Origin of the sequence: Stagnihabitans lacustris (genome assembly GCF_025950525.1) — a bacterium.
Lineage (GTDB): Bacteria > Pseudomonadota > Alphaproteobacteria > Rhodobacterales > Rhodobacteraceae > Stagnihabitans.
The window spans coordinates 775,405-790,650 of record NZ_JAPDGS010000001.1 but is presented as its reverse complement, the minus strand read 5'-3'; the positions used below and the strand labels follow the sequence as shown (position 1 = coordinate 790,650).

Here is a 15,246-nt window from a genome sequence, read left to right as displayed (position 1 = left end):
GACCCGCGTCCGGGGCAAGCCCCCCAAAGACCCGGGGTATACCCCGGGCTACGCAGCGGGACCAAAGCGCCAAGGCGTCCGGATGCGCCTTTTGCGTGACCCGGGGCCCCGCCCCCCCCCTTGCAACCCGCGCCCCTTTGCCCCAGCTTCCCCGAAAAAGGAGACCCCATGAACCGCCGCCAGACCCTTGCCCTGCTTGCAGCCCTGTTGCCCTCTCGCGCCTGGGCCGAAACCTGGGCCCTGCTGGACCAGGCCCGCGGCCAAGAGGTGTTTTTCCACGCCTGGGGCGGCGATCCCAAGATCAACGACTTCATCGCCTGGCTGGGCGATCAGGCGGCGGGCCTTGGCATCACGCTGACCCATGTGAAGCTGGCCGCCACTGCCGACGCCGTGGCCCGCGTCCGGACCGAGATCGCAGCGGGCACCACCAAGGGCGCCGTCGACCTGATCTGGATCAACGGCGAGAACTTTGCCACGATGAAGCGCGAGGGCCTGCTTTTCGGCCCCTTTACGGAATCCCTGCCGAACTGGCCACGTGTCGACACCCAGGGCAAGCCCGCGACCGTCACCGATTTCACCGAACCCACGGGGGGTTACGAAAGCCCCTGGGCGATGGCGCAGCTGGTCTTTGAACAGGACGGCGTGAACACTCCGCCCCGGTCAATTGCGGCCCTGGCGGACTGGGCGGCGACGAACCCCGGGCGCTTTACCTATCCCCAGCCGCCCGATTACCTGGGGATGACCTTTCTGAAACAGGCGCTTTATGCCCTGCTGCCCGACCCTGCCGTGCTGCAATCCCCCCATGCGCCGGGCCTGGATGCGGCGCTTTGGCCCTTTCTGGACGCGCTGCACCCGCATCTGTGGCGTCAGGGTCGCGCCTTCCCCAAGGACGAGCCCGCGCTTGGGCTTTTGCTGGCCGATGGCGAGACGCGGATTTCGCTGGCCTTCAACCCCGGGCGTGCCAGTGCGGAAATCGCGGCAGGGCGGTTGCAAGACACGGTGCGCACCTTTGTCCTGGAGGGCGGGACCATCGCCAATGCCTCTTTCGTGGCCATCCCGGTCAATGCCAGCGCGGTGCAGGCGGCGCAGGTCGTGGCCAACCTGATCCTGTCGCCCCTGGTTCAGGCCCGCGCCCAAGACCCGGGCGTGCTGGGCTTTCAGACCGTGCTGAACATGGCCGCCCTGACGCCCGAGGACCGCGCCCTGTTCGACGCCCTGCCGCTGGGACCGGCCACCCTGTCGCCCTTGGCGCTGGGGCCGACGCTGCTGGAGCCCCATGCCTCGTGGATGACGGCCATCGCCGAGGCCTGGGCCGCGCGTTATGGCGCTGGCTAAGCCACTGGCGCGGCTGCCGCTTGTCCTGATCCTGGCCCCCATCGCGCTGGGGCTGGACCATACGCTGACCACAGCCGGGCCCTTTGCGGACCTGCTGCAGCATCCCGGCCTGTGGCGCGCCGTGGCGCTGTCGCTGGGGCCGGGCCTGGCCGCCACGCTGATCGCCACGGGCCTGACCGTGCTGATCCTGGCCCATGTGCCGCCGGATGCCCGGCTGTTCCGACTTTTGCCGCTTGGCCTCGCCCTGCCCCATGCGGCGCTGGCCCTGGGGCTGGCCTTGCTGATTGCGCCCTCTGGCCTGATCGCGCGGGCCTTGGCGCCGCTGATGGGCTGGGACGCGCCGCCCGACCTGATGACCTTGCAAGACCGCTGGGGCATCGGCCTGACCCTGGGCCTGGTGCTGAAAGAGACGCCGTTCCTGTTGTTCCTTGCCCTGGCCGCCCGGACACCCGCCATCGCCCGGCGGGTCGAGGTCGCAGCGACCCTGGGCCAAGGGCGCATGGCGCGGATGATCCGGGTCGAGTGGCCGGCGCTTTACCCCAGCCTGCGCCTGCCGATCCTGGCGGTCCTGACCTATGGCATGACCACGGTCGACATGGGCGCGATCCTGGGCCCCGGCCTGCCCGCCCCCCTGTCGGTCGAGGTCACGCGGGCGGCTCTGCGCCCCGACCTGGGCGGCGCGGGGCTTGCGGCATCTTTGGCGCTGTTGCAACTGGGGCTGACCGGGCTGGCACTGCTGATCTGGCGCGGGGTCGAACGCCTGGCCGCGGCCGCGCCGATCCCCCCCGATGCCGCGCGCCTTGCGCAGATGGCCTTGGCGCTGCTGACCCTGCCGTTGATCTGCCTGGCGCTGCTTGCGGTCCTGTCGCAAGGCGGGCGCTGGCCTTTCCCGGACCTGGTGCCGCATGTCGCGCCGCAGCTGCCCGCGGGGCTTTGGGCGCTTGGGCTGACGACGCTGGCCCTGGCGCTGGCCGCGGCGCTGGCCGCGCTGGCCTTGGCGCTGGTGGCGCTGCAGGCCCCTGCCTCGCGGCTGGAGGCGCTGATCTGGCTGCCCCTGATCCTGCCGCAGGTGGCCTTTTTGCCGGGCCTGGCGCGGGGGCTGATCCCGCTGGGCCTGGGTCCCTGGCCCCTGACCTTGATGGCCCATGTCGTGCTGGTCTTTCCCTATGTCTGGCTGGTGATCGCAGGCCCCTGGCGCGCCCTGCCCGCGCCGTTGACCCTGGCCGCCCGCAGCCTGGGCGCCGGGGGGCTGCGCTTGGCGCTGTTGCACCTTGGGCTGATGCGGCCCGCGCTGGCGGCGGCGCTGGCGGTGGGGGTGGCGGCCTCGGTCGGGCAGTATCTGGCGACCTTGCTGATCTCGGGCGGGCGGATCGCCACGCTGACGACCGAGGCCGTGGCCCTGGCCTCGGGGCCGGACCGGGCGCTTGTGGCGGGCCTGGCCCTGGCGCAAGCAGCCCTCCCCCTGCTGGCCTTTGCCCTGGCCGCCCGCGTGAAAGCCTTCCCTTCCCCGGGCCAAAGCCGTAAAAGGACACCATGACCGCTACAATCCTGAACCAGATCAAGGCCTACAAGCTGGAAGAGGTCGCAGCCCGCAAGGCCCTGCGCCCCCTGTCCGCTGTCCAAGAGGCCGCCTCCGCCGCCCCCGCGCCCCGCGGCTTTGCGCGTGCCCTGTCCGAGGCCGCAGCCCAAGGCTATGGGCTGATTGCCGAAATCAAGAAGGCCTCGCCCTCCAAAGGGTTGATCCGCGCCGATTTCGACCCGCCCGCCTTGGCCCGCGCCTATGAGGCCGGGGGGGCGACCTGCCTGTCGGTCCTGACCGATGGGCCGTCCTTTCAGGGCGCCGACGCCTATCTTCTGGCCGCGCATCAGGCGGTGAAACTGCCCTGTATCCGCAAGGATTTCCTGTATGACACCTATCAGGTGGTCGAAGCCCGCGCGCTTCATGCCGATGCCATCCTGATCATCATGGCCTCGGTCTCGGATGCCCAGGCGACCGAGCTTGAGGACGCAGCCCTTGGCCTTGGCATGGATGTCCTGATCGAGGTCCATGACCGCGAAGAGCTTGACCGCGCCGTCTTGTTGAAATCCCCCCTGATCGGGATCAACAACCGCAACCTGCACAGCTTTGACGTGACGCTGGAAACGACCAAGACCCTGGCCCGCCATGTGCCCGAAGGCCGGATGATCGTGTCCGAATCCGGGCTTTACACCCCCGAGGACCTGGCCGAAATGGCGCGCTACGGCGCCCGGTGTTTCCTGATCGGCGAAAGCCTGATGCGTCAGGCCGATGTGACCGCGGCGACCAAGGCGATCCTGGCCAATCCCTTGCGCGGCGACATGGGGGGCGGCGCATGACCCTGACCCATTTCGACACAGAGGGCCGGGCCCATATGGTCGATGTGGGGGACAAGGCCCATACGGCGCGGGTCGCGGTGGCGGCGGGCGCGGTGGTGATGACCGAAGCGACCCTGGCCTTGGTCACGCAAGGCACGGCGAAAAAGGGCGATGTCCTGGGCGTCGCGCGGCTGGCGGGCATCATGGGGGCCAAGCGGACCGCCGATCTGATCCCGCTGTGTCATCCGCTGGCCCTGACCAAAGTGTCTTTGGACCTGACCCCGGATGATGGCCTGCCCGGCGTGCGGGTCGTGGCGACCGTCAAGACCTCGGGCCAGACCGGGGTCGAGATGGAGGCGCTGACCGCCGTCACCGTCGCCTGTCTGACGATCTATGACATGCTGAAGGCCGCCGAAAAGGGGATGCGGATCGAGGGCATCCGCCTCTTGCACAAAGAGGGCGGCAAATCGGGCACCTGGGAGGCGGAATGATCCCGGTCGAAGAGGCCTTTGCCCGCTGTCTGGCCCTGGTGACGCCGCTGCCGGCTGAAAGCGTGCCGCTGCGTTTGGCCGTCGGGCGGATGATGGCGGGGCCTGTGGTGGCGGGCTTTGATCAGCCGCCCTTTGCCGCCTCGGCCATGGATGGTTACGCCGTGATGGGGGCGGTTCAACCGGGGGCCAGCTTTCAGGTGGTGGGTCAGGCGCAGGCCGGGCAAAGCCACGGGGGCGCCCTGCACCCGGGTCAGGCCGTGCGGATCTTCACCGGCGCCCCGGTGCCCGAAGGCGCGCAAGCCGTTGTGATCCAAGAGGATGTCACCCGCGACGGCGACCGGATCACCCTGGGCGCCAACCTGGGCACCGGCACCAACATCCGCCCGCGCGGTCAGGATTTCGCCGAAGGCGACCAGGTGTCCGCGCGCCGCATCCGCCCGCATGACCTGGCGCTGTTTGCTGCGATGAACCTGCCCCATCTGCAGGTCGCGCGCAAACCCGTGGTGGCGATATTGGCCACGGGGGATGAACTGGTGATGCCCGGCGATACGCCCGGGCCCGACCAGATCATCTGCTCGAACGCCTTTGCCCTGGCCGCCCTGGCCGAGGCCGAGGGCGCCACGGCCCGCATCCTGCCCATCGCCCGCGACCGGACCGAAGAGCTGAAGGCCGCCTTCCACCTGGCCGCAGAGGCCGATTTGATCGTCACCATCGGCGGGGCCTCGGTCGGCGATCATGACCTTGTGGGCCCCGTGGCCGAGAGCCTGGGCCTGACCCGCGCCTTCTGGAAAATCGCGATGCGCCCGGGCAAGCCCCTGATGGCGGGCCGCGTGCTGGGCCGCCCGATGCTGGGCCTGCCGGGCAATCCGGTCTCGTCGATCGTCTGCGCCCATCTGTTCCTGTTGCCGATGCTGCGCGCGATGCAGGGCCGCCCCGATGTCGCCCCGCCCGAATTCACCGCGGCTCTGGGCGCCGATATCGGCCCCACAGGCCCCCGCACCCATTACATGCGGGCGCGGGTGGCGGGCGGCGTGATCACGCCCTTTGATCGGCAAGACAGCGCCCTGATCGGCATCCTGACCGAGGCCAACGCGCTGTTGATCCGCCCGCGCGACGACGGGCCGCAGCGCAAAGGCGACATCGCGCGCTATCTCGCGTTGTAGTTTGGCGCGTTGCAGTTTGGCGCGTTGCAGTTCGACGCGCTGCAATTCGGTAAAAGTCTTGACACAAACCGGGAACACGGGCAGAACATTCCTCAAACAAGAGGGGTGCGCCCGGGGTGGACGCGCCTGTCGGATAAACAGACTATAACTTGGGGTAGGCAGATGCTGACACGCAAGCAGTTGGAGCTTCTGGAATTCATCCGTGGCCGTGTTGATGCCGAGGGCGTCCCGCCATCCTTTGACGAAATGAAGGACGCGCTGGAGCTGAAGTCGAAATCCGGCATCCACCGTCTGATCACGGCACTGGAGGAACGCGGCTTCATCCGCCGTCTGGCCCACCGCGCCCGCGCGCTGGAGATCGTGAAATACCCCGAGGCCGCGGAACGTGGCTTCAAGCCCCGCGTGGTCGAGGGTTCCCGGGTCGATCCGGCCCCGCGTCCGGCCTCGGCCCTGCCAGTAGAGACCGAAAGTGCCGCCAATGCCATGACGATCCCGCTGATGGGGCGGATCGCGGCCGGCGTGCCGATCGAGGCGATTGCCCATGTCAGCGACCATATCACGGTGCCGAACTCCATGGTGGCGGGGCGCGGCGCGCATTACGCGCTGGAGGTCAAGGGCGACTCGATGATCGAGGCGGGGATCAACGACGGCGACGTGGTGATCATCCGCGAGCAGGTCTCGGCCGAGAATGGCGATATCGTGGTGGCTTTGGTCGAGGACCTGGAAGCGACGCTGAAGCGGTTCCGCCGCAGAGGCAGCATGATCGCACTCGAGGCCGCGAACCCGGCCTATGAGACGCGGGTGTTTCCCGATCACATGGTCAAGGTCCAGGGCAAGCTGGTCGGCCTGATCCGCACCTATTAAGGGGCTTCCCGCGCGCCCGTTGGTGTGGTCCTGACCTCTGATTGTGTGCCAATCCCTGATCCCATAGCGCGCGCCCCAAGGCGCGCGCTATGTTTTTGCCTCACCTCTGGTTGGCCGAGCCTCTGGTTTTTGCCTCGCCTCTGGCCTGCGGCCAACCATCTCCGGTTTGGAGCAAGCTGACGCGCGGCGCCTTTGGGGGGTCAGGGGGGCGGCAGCCCCCCGCCTTGGGTCGGTCCCTCTCTTTCGGGCGCCAGCCCGAAGCCGAGGGACCGAAATCCCTTACCGTGTCACATGGGGCACAAAGACATCCTCGACCGCAACGCTGTTGCCGGTCCAGGGTCGGGCCTGGGCGCGCACCGGGACCAGGACCAACCCGCCCTTGACCACATGCCCGGCGAGGGCGCCGCTATGGGCGAACAGCGCCTTGTCAAGCAGCGTGCAGCCGCCACCACCGGTCGCCTCGCCCCCATCCACCGCTCCAAAGTCCGCCGCTCCGAAATCCACCGGCAGGATCACCAGGTCCGCCCCGGCGCAGGCCTCGGCCACCCGCCCCGCCGCCCCCTTGCCGGCCAGGATCACCCCCGTCACCGCACCGACCTGGAACCGCCGGTCGCCGCCCTTCTTGCCCACCACCCCCGCCCGCAAGGCGGCCTCTTTCGGCGGGGTCAGGTCGCCGTCATTGGCCAGCCAGGACTCCGCCGCAAACCCCGCCCCGCGTGAGGTGCTCAGCGCCCGGCCCTCCTGCCCCATGACCCCCGCAAGCACCCCGTCCGACGAGATCAGCAGCACCGGCCGCTCCACCATTGCCCACATCACCAAGGCCAGACCCACCGGCACCAGGCCCCAAAGCCGCGCCCGTCCGACCCAGATCACGACCCAAAGCCCCCCCAGCGCGATCAGCGGCACGACCAAGGGCCCCGGCTGCGCCACGGGCGTCACCGCGCCCTCCCAGCCCGAGACCCAATGCGCCACCCACAAGATCCAGGCCGAGGCCTTGCCCATGACCCACAGCGCCGGCCCCGCAAGGCCCAGGGGCGCCAGGCACAGCGCCACGACCCCCGCCCCCATCACGACGCTCATCACCGGCACGGTCATCAGGTTGGCCACCAGCCCCCAGGGCGCCGTCCGGTTGAAGGTCGCCGCCGCAAAGGGTGTGGTGGCCAGCCCCGCCAGCACCGAGGTCGCAACCAACAGCCCGAAGGCCTCGGCCAGCCTTGGCCAGCGGCGCGCCTTCATCCAGGCCTCGACCGGGCCAAAGCCCGCAATCAGCGCCACGGTAGCGGCAAAGGACAGCTGGAAGCCGGGGTTCAACAGGCTCTCGGGTTCCCATAGCATCAGGGCCATGGCCGCCAGCGCCACGGACCGCAGCGTGATGGCGCGGCGGTCCAGCAGCACCGCCCCCAGCATGATCGTCACCATCAAAAAGGCCCGCGTCGTCGCCACATTGGCCCCCGAGAGCGCCAGATAGAACCCCGCCACGCCAAAGGCCAGGACGGCTGCGACCTTCTTGGCCTCGACCCGCAGGGCCACGACCGGCACCAGGGCCAGGCCATAGCGGATCATGCCAAAGACAAAGGCCACGATGAAGGCCATGTTCATCCCCGAAATCGCCAGCAAATGCGCCAGCGACGAGTTGCGCAGATCGGCCACCACCTGCGCCGAGATCCCCGAGCGGTCCCCGGTCAGCGCGCCCGAGGCAAAGGCCCCGGCATCGCCCGGCACGGCGTCCGTCACCGCGCGCGACAGGCTGGCGCGGATGCGGTTGATCCAGGCCTCATAGGGCCCGGGCTCTGCCCAGACCACGACGGGGCTGGCGGTATAGCCCACCGCGCCCAATTGTTGAAACCAGGCCATGCGGCGAAAGTCGAAGCCCGTCGGCTCTGTCGCCGATTCGGGGGCGGCGATGCGCGCCGTCACCAGAACCGTCGCCCCCGGATCATAGACCCGCGGCGCGCCCTTCAGACTGACGCGCACGGTCAGCGGCGTCTGGTCCGGGCCAAGGTCCAGCAGGACCACCCTGTCCAGCGTCAGGCGCATGGCGTCGGTCTGGCTGCGGTCGATCTCGATGATGCGGCCCTGGATCGGGCCGTAATAGGGCACCGCCAGCATGGGCGAGGCCACGACCCAGACCCGGACCGCGCAGGCCAAGACCCCCACAAGGACCGCCCCCAGGGCCAGCGCCGGGGCATGCCAGACCCAGGGCCCGCGCCAGACGACCCAGATCAGGGCGACCACCGCCAGCACCATGACGCCATAAACCCACAGCGCCGGTTCATGTTTCAGCCCGAACCAGCCGCCGATGCCAAAGGCGGTACAGATCGGCAAGAACAGGAACAGATCGACGGGCGCCGCGGCCAAAGCCTCTGCCGCCCGCAGGGGCCATCCCCAGGGCGCGAAAACAGGCGCCACCTTGCCAGTGCTGATGTCCAAGACTAAACCCACTTCAACCCTTCGGCCCAGCATGGCCGAACATGGTTTCCCAAACGTTAACGCCTCCTGAAACACCCGCCGCAGCAAGGTTCCCCATGTCCCAGGTCGTCACCCGCTTCGCCCCCTCGCCCACCGGCTACCTGCATATCGGCGGCGGCCGCACGGCGCTGTTCAACTGGCTTTACGCCCGGGGCCGCGGCGGCAAGTTCCTTTTGCGGATCGAGGACACCGACCGCGAACGCTCGACCCCGGAGGCCACCGCGGCAATCCTGCGCGGCCTGACTTGGTTGGGCCTGGATTGGGATGGCGATGTCGTCAGCCAGTTCGACCGCAAGGACCGCCACGCCGAGGTCGCCCATGAAATGCTGACCCGCGGCACGGCCTATAAATGCTTTGCCACCAAAGAGGAAATCGAGGCCTTTCGCGCGGCGCACGACTCCTATGCCGTGTTCCAATCCCCCTGGCGCGACGCCGATCCCGCCAGCTATCCCGCCCTGCCCTATGTGATCCGCATGAAGGCCCCGCGCGAAGGGGCCACGGTTATTTCCGACGAGGTTCAGGGAATCGTTACCTTTCAGAACGATCAATTGGACGACATGATCGTTCTTCGTTCGGATGGGACCCCGACTTATATGCTGGCTGTGGTGGTGGATGACCACGATATGGGCGTGACCCATGTGATCCGGGGGGATGACCACCTGGCCAATGCCGCACGGCAAACGATGGTCTATGACGCCATGGGCTGGACGGTGCCGGTCTGGGCGCATATCCCGCTGATCCATGGGCCGGACGGCAAAAAACTGTCGAAACGCCACGGCGCCCTGGGGGTCGAGGAATATCAGGCCATGGGTTATCCTGCCGCAGGGATGCGCAACTACCTGACGCGGCTGGGTTGGGCGCATGGCGATGCCGAGATCTTTACCTCGGACGAGGCCAAGGCGATGTTCGACCTTGCGGGGATCGGGCGGGCTCCGGCGCGACTCGACTTCAAGAAGCTGGAACATGTCTGCGGCCAGCATATCGCCATGACGCCCGATGCTGCACTGTTGCAAGAGATTGAGGCATTTCTGGTCGCCCGTGGGGAACCTGCCCTGACGCAGGGTCAACATGCGCGGATGCTGAAGGGCATGTATTGCCTGAAGGAACGTGCGAAGACCTTGCCGGAACTTCTTGAAAAGGCACGCTTTGCGCTGATCTCGCGCCCGATTGGCCGCGACGAGGCTTCGGCGGCTGCGCTGGATACGGTATCCCGTGGTATACTGAAATCGTTGACGCTGCAGCTGCAAAATGCTACTTGGGAAAAGGCGGAACTGGAGTCTATCCTGACCGCTGCTGCGACCGAGGCGGGGATCGGATTCGGCAAGCTGGCGCAGCCTTTGCGGGCGGCTCTGGCGGGACGGACGGCGACCCCCAGCGTCTATGACATGATGCTTGTCATCGGCCGGGATGAGACGATTGCGAGGCTGAGCGAGGCGGCGGACTGACCGCCCAACTCGGCCCCCTAAGATGCCTGCCGCGACCTGCGGCGATATGCCTTTCGCTGCCATGAAAGGCCAAACGGGGGTAAAAATGACTGAACGTAAAGCCACGCTGAACCTGGACGGCAAGGAATTCAACCTGACCGTCATGTCCCCTGTCGCCGGCCCCGACGTGCTGGACATCCGCAAACTCTATGACGAAGCCGATGTCTTCACCTTTGACCCCGGCTTCACCTCGACCGCGTCTTGCAAATCCTCCATCACCTTCATTGATGGCGACAAGGGGGAGCTGCTTTATCGCGGCTATCCGATCGAACAATTGGCCAAGGAATCCAGCCATCTGGAAACCTGCTATCTGCTGCTTTACGGCGAATTGCCGACCGCGGCGCAGCTGGCGGATTTCACCAATCGTGTGACCAAGCACACGATGGTGCACGAACAGATGCACAACTTCTTCCGCGGCTTCCGTCGCGACGCGCATCCCATGGCCACGATGGTGGGCGTGGTCGGCGCGATGTCGGCGTTCTACCATGACTCCCTGGACATCAACGACCCCTGGCAGCGCGAAGTCTCGGCCATTCGCATGATCGCGAAACTGCCGACGATCGCCGCCATGGCCTACAAGTATTCGGTCGGCCAGCCCTTCGTTTACCCCAAGAACTCGCTGTCCTACGCCGGCAACTTCCTGCGCATGTGCTTTGCCGTGCCGGCCGAGGAATATGAGGTCAACCCGATCCTGGAAAAGGCCATGGACCGCATCATGATGCTCCATGCCGACCACGAACAGAACGCCTCCACCTCGACCGTGCGTCTGGCGGGCTCTTCGGGGGCCAATCCCTTCGCCTGCATCGCGGCCGGGATCGCCTGTCTTTGGGGGCCTGCGCATGGCGGCGCCAACCAGGCCTGCCTGGAAATGCTCAAGGAAATCGGCACCGTCGACCGCATCCCCGAGTATATCGCCAAGGCCAAGGACAAGAATTCGGGCTTCCGCCTGATGGGCTTCGGCCACCGCGTCTATAAAAACTTCGACCCGCGCGCGACGGTGATGAAGGAATCGGCCGACGAGGTGCTGGAACTTCTGGGCGTCCATGACAACCCGCTGTTGCAGGTCGCCAAAGAGCTGGAGCGGATCGCACTGTCGGATGAGTATTTCATCTCGAAAAAGCTGTATCCGAACGTCGATTTCTATTCGGGCATCATCCTGGAGGCCATGGGCTTCCCCACTTCGATGTTCACGCCGATCTTTGCGATTTCGCGGACCGTGGGCTGGATTTCGCAGTGGAAAGAGATGATCGCCGAAAATGGCAAGATCGGCCGTCCGCGCCAACTGTATGTCGGGCCCGCACGGCGTGACTATATCGACCTGAACCACCGCTAAGGCGGCCAAATCGCAAGCACAGCCGGACCTTTCGGGGTTCGGTTGTGCCATTTCGGACGGGACCATGCGGCATCTCATTCTTCACATCGGGTCGCACAAGACCGGGACGACCGCGCTGCAACAATGGCTTGGCGGCAATGCCGCGATCCTGGCCAGTCGCGGGCTGGGCTATCTGCGCGCTGGCGGCGAACCCCATGCCCATCGTCTTTTGTCGCAGGTCGACCCGGAAAGGTCCCTGCCCGGCGGCCATCGCGTGCACAACCCCCAGAAATTCGCCGAAGCCCTGAGCGAACTTCCCCAGGACACGGTCGTCGTCAGCTCGGAAAACTTTTCGTTCTTCCTTGACCCCGAGACGATCAAGACCCTGGCCGATACCGTCAAGCCGATGTTCGACAAGGTCTCCGTGGTGTGCTACCTGCGCCGCCAGGACCGCCAGGCCGCCTCTCATCATATGGAGGGCGCCCGCGCCGACCGCCGCACGGAATGGGAGCTGTGGGGCCATGGCTTCAAGGCCCTGCCCGAGCGCAACAGCTATCAGCCGCTGTATCTGAACTATTTCAACCGCATGAAGATGTGGGCCGACCAGTTCGGCGCCGAATCCCTGGTCGTCAGGGTCTTTGACCGCAACCATCTGGTGAACGGAGATATCGTTGCCGATTTCACGCAAGTGATGGGCATCGACAGGACCGATTGCACCAAGTCCAAGGACGTCAACACCTCTCTTGATCGGGTCAAGTCGCGGATGGGGCATATGGCCAATGTCATCGGCGGGCGCGAGATCCTGACGCGGACGCTGTTGGTGTCGACCAAGAACACCGAGGCCTTGTTGCGCCCGACCAAGGCCGAGGCGCGGGCTTTTCTGGCGCCCTACCGGGCCAGCAATGCCCAGCTGAACGCCTGGCTGAAGGTGAACGACCTGCCAGAGCTGTTCCCCGACGATTTCGACGACCTGCCCGATGTCGCCCCTTCGGACTGGACCGACGAAGAGTTCACCCGGGCCATGCGCGGCGCCATCACCACCCTGGCGCGCATGACGCATGAAACGGCCATGCCCACCTATGCCGATCTGCGGGCGGCGGCGCAGGCCCTGGCCCAGACCGAACCGCATCGCGCCCTGCGGCTGGTCGAGGCGGCCTTGGCGCAACGCCCCAAGGCCAAGGTCATGTGGGCGATGCAGGCCGAGTTGGAGGCCTTCATCAAGTCGGGGCGCGCCTCACCCCTGACTGATTATTCCGACGCCGACGAGGATTGACGCCGGGGTCTGAGGGTTAAAGCTTCAGCGCCAGCACGGTGCAAAGCCCCAGGTCGCCAAAGCCGTTGAAGCGGCTGTTGGTCACGGTCGTATAGGCGCCCATGCCGTGAAAGATCATGAAGTCGCCCTCGGCCAGGTCGGCGGGAAGGGCGATCTCTCCGGGCAGGCGGTCCACCGAATCGCAGGTCGGGCCAAAGCAGATGCGCGCGACCGTGGCACCCCGGCGCGGCTGCGCCTCGTGGTCCAGCACGGTCAGGCGGTCGATCAGGCCGATCTGGCTGAACTCCAGCATGGAGCCATAGATCCCGTCGTTCAGAAAGACATGGGCGTCGTCGCGGATCGCCTTGACGCGGGCGGCCAGCGCAAAGGCCTCGCCGCACAGGCCGCGGCCGGGCTCGCAGACCAGCGCGGGGCGGTCGGCACCGAAGGCCTCGGTCGTCGTGGTGTCGATGGCGGCGAAAATCGCCTCAAGGTCGATGACCTGCCCCTTGTGGCGGGCCGAGGGGAAGCCGCCGCCGACATTCAGCCGCGCGATGCGCACGCCGGCGCGGGCGGCGATCACGGCGGCCTCGCGGATATAGGCGACCCAGGGGCTGGCATCGGTGCATTGCGTGCCGGGGTGGAAGGTCAGCGAGGAGGTGAAACCGGCCGCGGCGACGCGCGCCAGCAGATCAGAGGCCACCGCAGAGGTCGCGCCGAATTTGGCGCCAAAGTCATAGGCCGCACCCGCCACCGGCAGCTTGAACCGGACCGAGATTTCGCAACCGGCCCCGCTTTTTGACACTGTCGGGACCATCTCGATCAGCTTGGCCAGCTCTGACCCGCTGTCCACCGACCACGAGGTCACGCCGCGGGCAACCGCATGGGCGATTTCGGCCCGCGAGCGGACGGGATTGTGGTAATGGATCGCAGCATCGGGGTCCAAACGGCGGATCATGTCGATTTCCACGCTGGACGCGCAGTCAAAGCCGCGCACGCCCGCGGCCATCAGATTCTCGACCACCTCTTCCGAAGGGTTCGACTTGACCGCATAGGTCACAAGCCCCGGAAAACCAGAGAGAAAACGGCGCGCCGTGGCCTGCAGAACCTGGGGCGCAAAGAACAGCACCGGGTTTTCCGGCTGCTGGTTGCGCAGGAATTCGGTCGGATTGGTCCAGATCGTCTTGGACAGTCCCATCAGCGTGATCCTTTCAGCCAACAAGATGCATGTCCCTCCCCGTTGCCCTGAAAAGGGAGCATCGGCCTTGGCACAAGCATGGTTTTTCCAACCAGGCCAGGTGCGTATGAGCCGCCCTTTTCCTGCAACAGAGGATGCTGCATATGGGTGACAACTTCACCGAACAAAACTATATAATTGCAGCAATTGACCGGCATAATGACGAAACGGGAAGGCAGATTGCATGGACGAACTGGATCGGAGCATCCTGGGGCTTTTGGGGGCCGATGCGCGGATGTCGGTGGCCACCCTGGCGCGGCGGCTGAAGGTGGCGCGGTCGACCATCCAGGCCCGGCTGGAGCGGCTGGAGACCGGCGGCATCATCGCGGGCTATACGCTGAAACTGGGGGAGGCCGCGCGGGAGGGGCGGCTTCGGGCCTCGGTTCTGCTGACGATCGAGCCGCGGGCGCAGGCGGGGATTCTCTCGCGGCTGAAGGCGATTGCCGAGGTCGAAAGGGTGCATACGACCTCGGGGCGGTTTGACCTGCTGTTGCAGGTGGCAGCGCCCAATACGACGGTTCTGGACGGCGTGCTGGACCAGATCGGCGCGCTGACCGGGGTGAAAAGTTCGGAAAGCCTGATCCACCTGTCGACCCGCATCGACCGGGCAGTTTGATGAGGCGCAGTTTGACGGCGCAGGTCCTTTGCCGCGCCTCAGGTCTGCGGCCAACCGGTTCAACCCGGAAGGTGGTCCAGGAAGGCCCCGGCCTCGCCCTCCAGCGTCAGGCGGTCTTGCACCTCGGCCCAGCGGTTTTGCCCGGTGACAAGGCCGTAAAGCAGATCGGGCGCCGTCGTGATCTCCAGCGCGGCGCGGCCGGGCTTGCGCAGCAGGGGCGCGCGGTGATCGGGCTGCCATTCCAGCCGGGGGCCGCCCAGCGAAAAGCCGATGGTCAGGCGCGGGGCCTTGGCCGGACGATTGGCGATGAAGGCGGTCACGGCGGCCACCGGGGTCAGACCGCCGGTCGTGGCCTGGGCCGGGGTCTGCAGGCCAAAGACGGCCAGCGTGAACAGCAGCGGCCACAGCGTCAGGGCCCGCGCGGTCGCGGCATAGCCCGTGGTGCTGCCCATCTCGGCCAGGCCCACCAGCCCCTCGGAGGCCATCTGGTCCAGCCGCCGCGACAGGATCGTCGCATTGATCCCCGGCACCGCCCCCTTGATCTCGGAGAACCGCAGAGGGCCGGGCAAAAGTTCGCGTAAAATCAACAGGGTCCAGCGCTCTCCGACCAAATCAAGCGCGCAGGCAATCGGGCAGGACATGTCATAGCGGCGGCGGTCTGGGGCGGTATCGGCAAGTGAGGGCATCGT

Annotated in this window: 13 protein-coding genes; 10 read left to right on the top strand and 3 right to left on the bottom strand. The window is 66.7% G+C overall.

What is annotated here, in order from left to right; translation table 11 throughout:
• The first annotated feature begins 168 nt into the window (after positions 1 to 168).
• The 6 genes from NX862_RS03810 (at position 169) to lexA (ending at position 6,187) form a co-directional block, all read left to right on the top strand.
• Positions 169 to 1,335 (top strand): ABC transporter substrate-binding protein, encoded by a 1,167-nt coding sequence (locus tag NX862_RS03810; RefSeq protein WP_264492535.1) that lies wholly within the window; start codon positions 169 to 171, stop codon positions 1,333 to 1,335.
• A complete protein-coding gene (locus tag NX862_RS03805) occupies positions 1,322 to 2,872 on the top strand; it encodes an ABC transporter permease family protein (RefSeq protein ID WP_264492534.1) in 1,551 nt (516 codons plus the stop codon). Before NX862_RS03810 ends, NX862_RS03805 begins: the two co-directional genes overlap by 14 nt.
• Positions 2,869 to 3,690, top strand: a complete 822-nt coding sequence (trpC, locus tag NX862_RS03800) for an indole-3-glycerol phosphate synthase TrpC (RefSeq protein WP_264492533.1) — start codon at positions 2,869 to 2,871, stop codon at positions 3,688 to 3,690. The genes NX862_RS03805 and trpC overlap by 4 nt, the downstream gene beginning before the upstream one ends.
• Positions 3,687 to 4,160, top strand: coding sequence for a cyclic pyranopterin monophosphate synthase MoaC (gene moaC / locus NX862_RS03795; RefSeq protein ID WP_264492532.1), 474 nt, complete (start codon positions 3,687 to 3,689; stop codon positions 4,158 to 4,160). Before trpC ends, moaC begins: the two co-directional genes overlap by 4 nt.
• Positions 4,157 to 5,323 carry a molybdopterin molybdotransferase MoeA gene (locus NX862_RS03790; RefSeq protein ID WP_264492531.1) on the top strand — a complete coding sequence of 389 codons (1,167 nt, stop codon included), beginning with the start codon at positions 4,157 to 4,159 and terminating at the stop codon, positions 5,321 to 5,323. Before moaC ends, NX862_RS03790 begins: the two co-directional genes overlap by 4 nt.
• Positions 5,324 to 5,485: 162 nt before the next feature.
• Complete coding sequence (gene lexA / locus NX862_RS03785) at positions 5,486 to 6,187, top strand: transcriptional repressor LexA (protein ID WP_264492530.1); 702 nt, start codon at positions 5,486 to 5,488, stop codon at positions 6,185 to 6,187.
• A gap of 279 nt (positions 6,188 to 6,466) precedes the next feature.
• Here the strand turns inward: lexA and NX862_RS03780 are convergent, their stop codons facing one another.
• Entirely contained in the window at positions 6,467 to 8,617 is a 2,151-nt protein-coding gene (locus NX862_RS03780) for a ComEC/Rec2 family competence protein (RefSeq protein WP_264492529.1), read from the bottom strand.
• A gap of 95 nt (positions 8,618 to 8,712) precedes the next feature.
• Here NX862_RS03780 and gltX point away from each other — a divergent pair, with 95 nt between their 5' ends.
• The 3 genes from gltX to NX862_RS03765 all read left to right on the top strand — a co-directional run bounded on the left by gltX (position 8,713) and on the right by NX862_RS03765 (position 12,725).
• Positions 8,713 to 10,101, top strand: a complete 1,389-nt coding sequence (gene gltX / locus NX862_RS03775; RefSeq protein WP_264492528.1) for a glutamate--tRNA ligase — start codon at positions 8,713 to 8,715, stop codon at positions 10,099 to 10,101.
• Between the two features lie 85 nt (positions 10,102 to 10,186).
• Positions 10,187 to 11,473 (top strand): citrate synthase, encoded by a 1,287-nt coding sequence (locus NX862_RS03770; protein ID WP_264492527.1) that lies wholly within the window; start codon positions 10,187 to 10,189, stop codon positions 11,471 to 11,473.
• 64 nt (positions 11,474 to 11,537) lie between these two features.
• Positions 11,538 to 12,725 (top strand): hypothetical protein, encoded by a 1,188-nt coding sequence (locus tag NX862_RS03765; RefSeq protein WP_264492526.1) that lies wholly within the window; start codon positions 11,538 to 11,540, stop codon positions 12,723 to 12,725.
• A gap of 16 nt (positions 12,726 to 12,741) precedes the next feature.
• Here the strand turns inward: NX862_RS03765 and NX862_RS03760 are convergent, their stop codons facing one another.
• Complete coding sequence (locus NX862_RS03760) at positions 12,742 to 13,902, bottom strand: type III PLP-dependent enzyme (protein WP_264492525.1); 1,161 nt, start codon at positions 13,900 to 13,902, stop codon at positions 12,742 to 12,744.
• Between the two features lie 223 nt (positions 13,903 to 14,125).
• Here NX862_RS03760 and NX862_RS03755 point away from each other — a divergent pair, with 223 nt between their 5' ends.
• Positions 14,126 to 14,557, top strand: a complete 432-nt coding sequence (locus NX862_RS03755; RefSeq protein ID WP_264492524.1) for an Lrp/AsnC family transcriptional regulator — start codon at positions 14,126 to 14,128, stop codon at positions 14,555 to 14,557.
• 59 nt (positions 14,558 to 14,616) lie between these two features.
• Here the strand turns inward: NX862_RS03755 and NX862_RS03750 are convergent, their stop codons facing one another.
• On the bottom strand, positions 14,617 to 15,243 hold the full coding sequence (locus tag NX862_RS03750; RefSeq protein ID WP_264492523.1) for a winged helix-turn-helix transcriptional regulator: 627 nt from the start codon (positions 15,241 to 15,243) through the stop codon (positions 14,617 to 14,619).
• Positions 15,244 to 15,246 lie beyond the last annotated feature (3 nt).

Excerpts from the sequence above, each read along its gene's own strand:
- NX862_RS03810 (WP_264492535.1), top strand. The coding sequence starts at position 169 with ATGAACCGCCGCCAGACCCTTGCCCTGCTTGCAGCCCTGTTGCCCTCT.
- NX862_RS03805 (WP_264492534.1), top strand. The coding sequence starts at position 1,322 with ATGGCGCTGGCTAAGCCACTGGCGCGGCTGCCGCTTGTCCTGATCCTG.
- trpC (WP_264492533.1), top strand. The coding sequence starts at position 2,869 with ATGACCGCTACAATCCTGAACCAGATCAAGGCCTACAAGCTGGAAGAG.
- moaC (WP_264492532.1), top strand. The coding sequence starts at position 3,687 with ATGACCCTGACCCATTTCGACACAGAGGGCCGGGCCCATATGGTCGAT.
- NX862_RS03790 (WP_264492531.1), top strand. The coding sequence starts at position 4,157 with ATGATCCCGGTCGAAGAGGCCTTTGCCCGCTGTCTGGCCCTGGTGACG.
- lexA (WP_264492530.1), top strand. The coding sequence starts at position 5,486 with ATGCTGACACGCAAGCAGTTGGAGCTTCTGGAATTCATCCGTGGCCGT.
- gltX (WP_264492528.1), top strand. The coding sequence starts at position 8,713 with ATGTCCCAGGTCGTCACCCGCTTCGCCCCCTCGCCCACCGGCTACCTG.
- NX862_RS03770 (WP_264492527.1), top strand. The coding sequence starts at position 10,187 with ATGACTGAACGTAAAGCCACGCTGAACCTGGACGGCAAGGAATTCAAC.
- NX862_RS03765 (WP_264492526.1), top strand. The coding sequence starts at position 11,538 with ATGCGGCATCTCATTCTTCACATCGGGTCGCACAAGACCGGGACGACC.
- NX862_RS03760 (WP_264492525.1), bottom strand. The coding sequence starts at position 13,902 with ATGGGACTGTCCAAGACGATCTGGACCAATCCGACCGAATTCCTGCGC.
- NX862_RS03755 (WP_264492524.1), top strand. The coding sequence starts at position 14,126 with ATGGACGAACTGGATCGGAGCATCCTGGGGCTTTTGGGGGCCGATGCG.
- NX862_RS03750 (WP_264492523.1), bottom strand. The coding sequence starts at position 15,243 with ATGCCCTCACTTGCCGATACCGCCCCAGACCGCCGCCGCTATGACATG.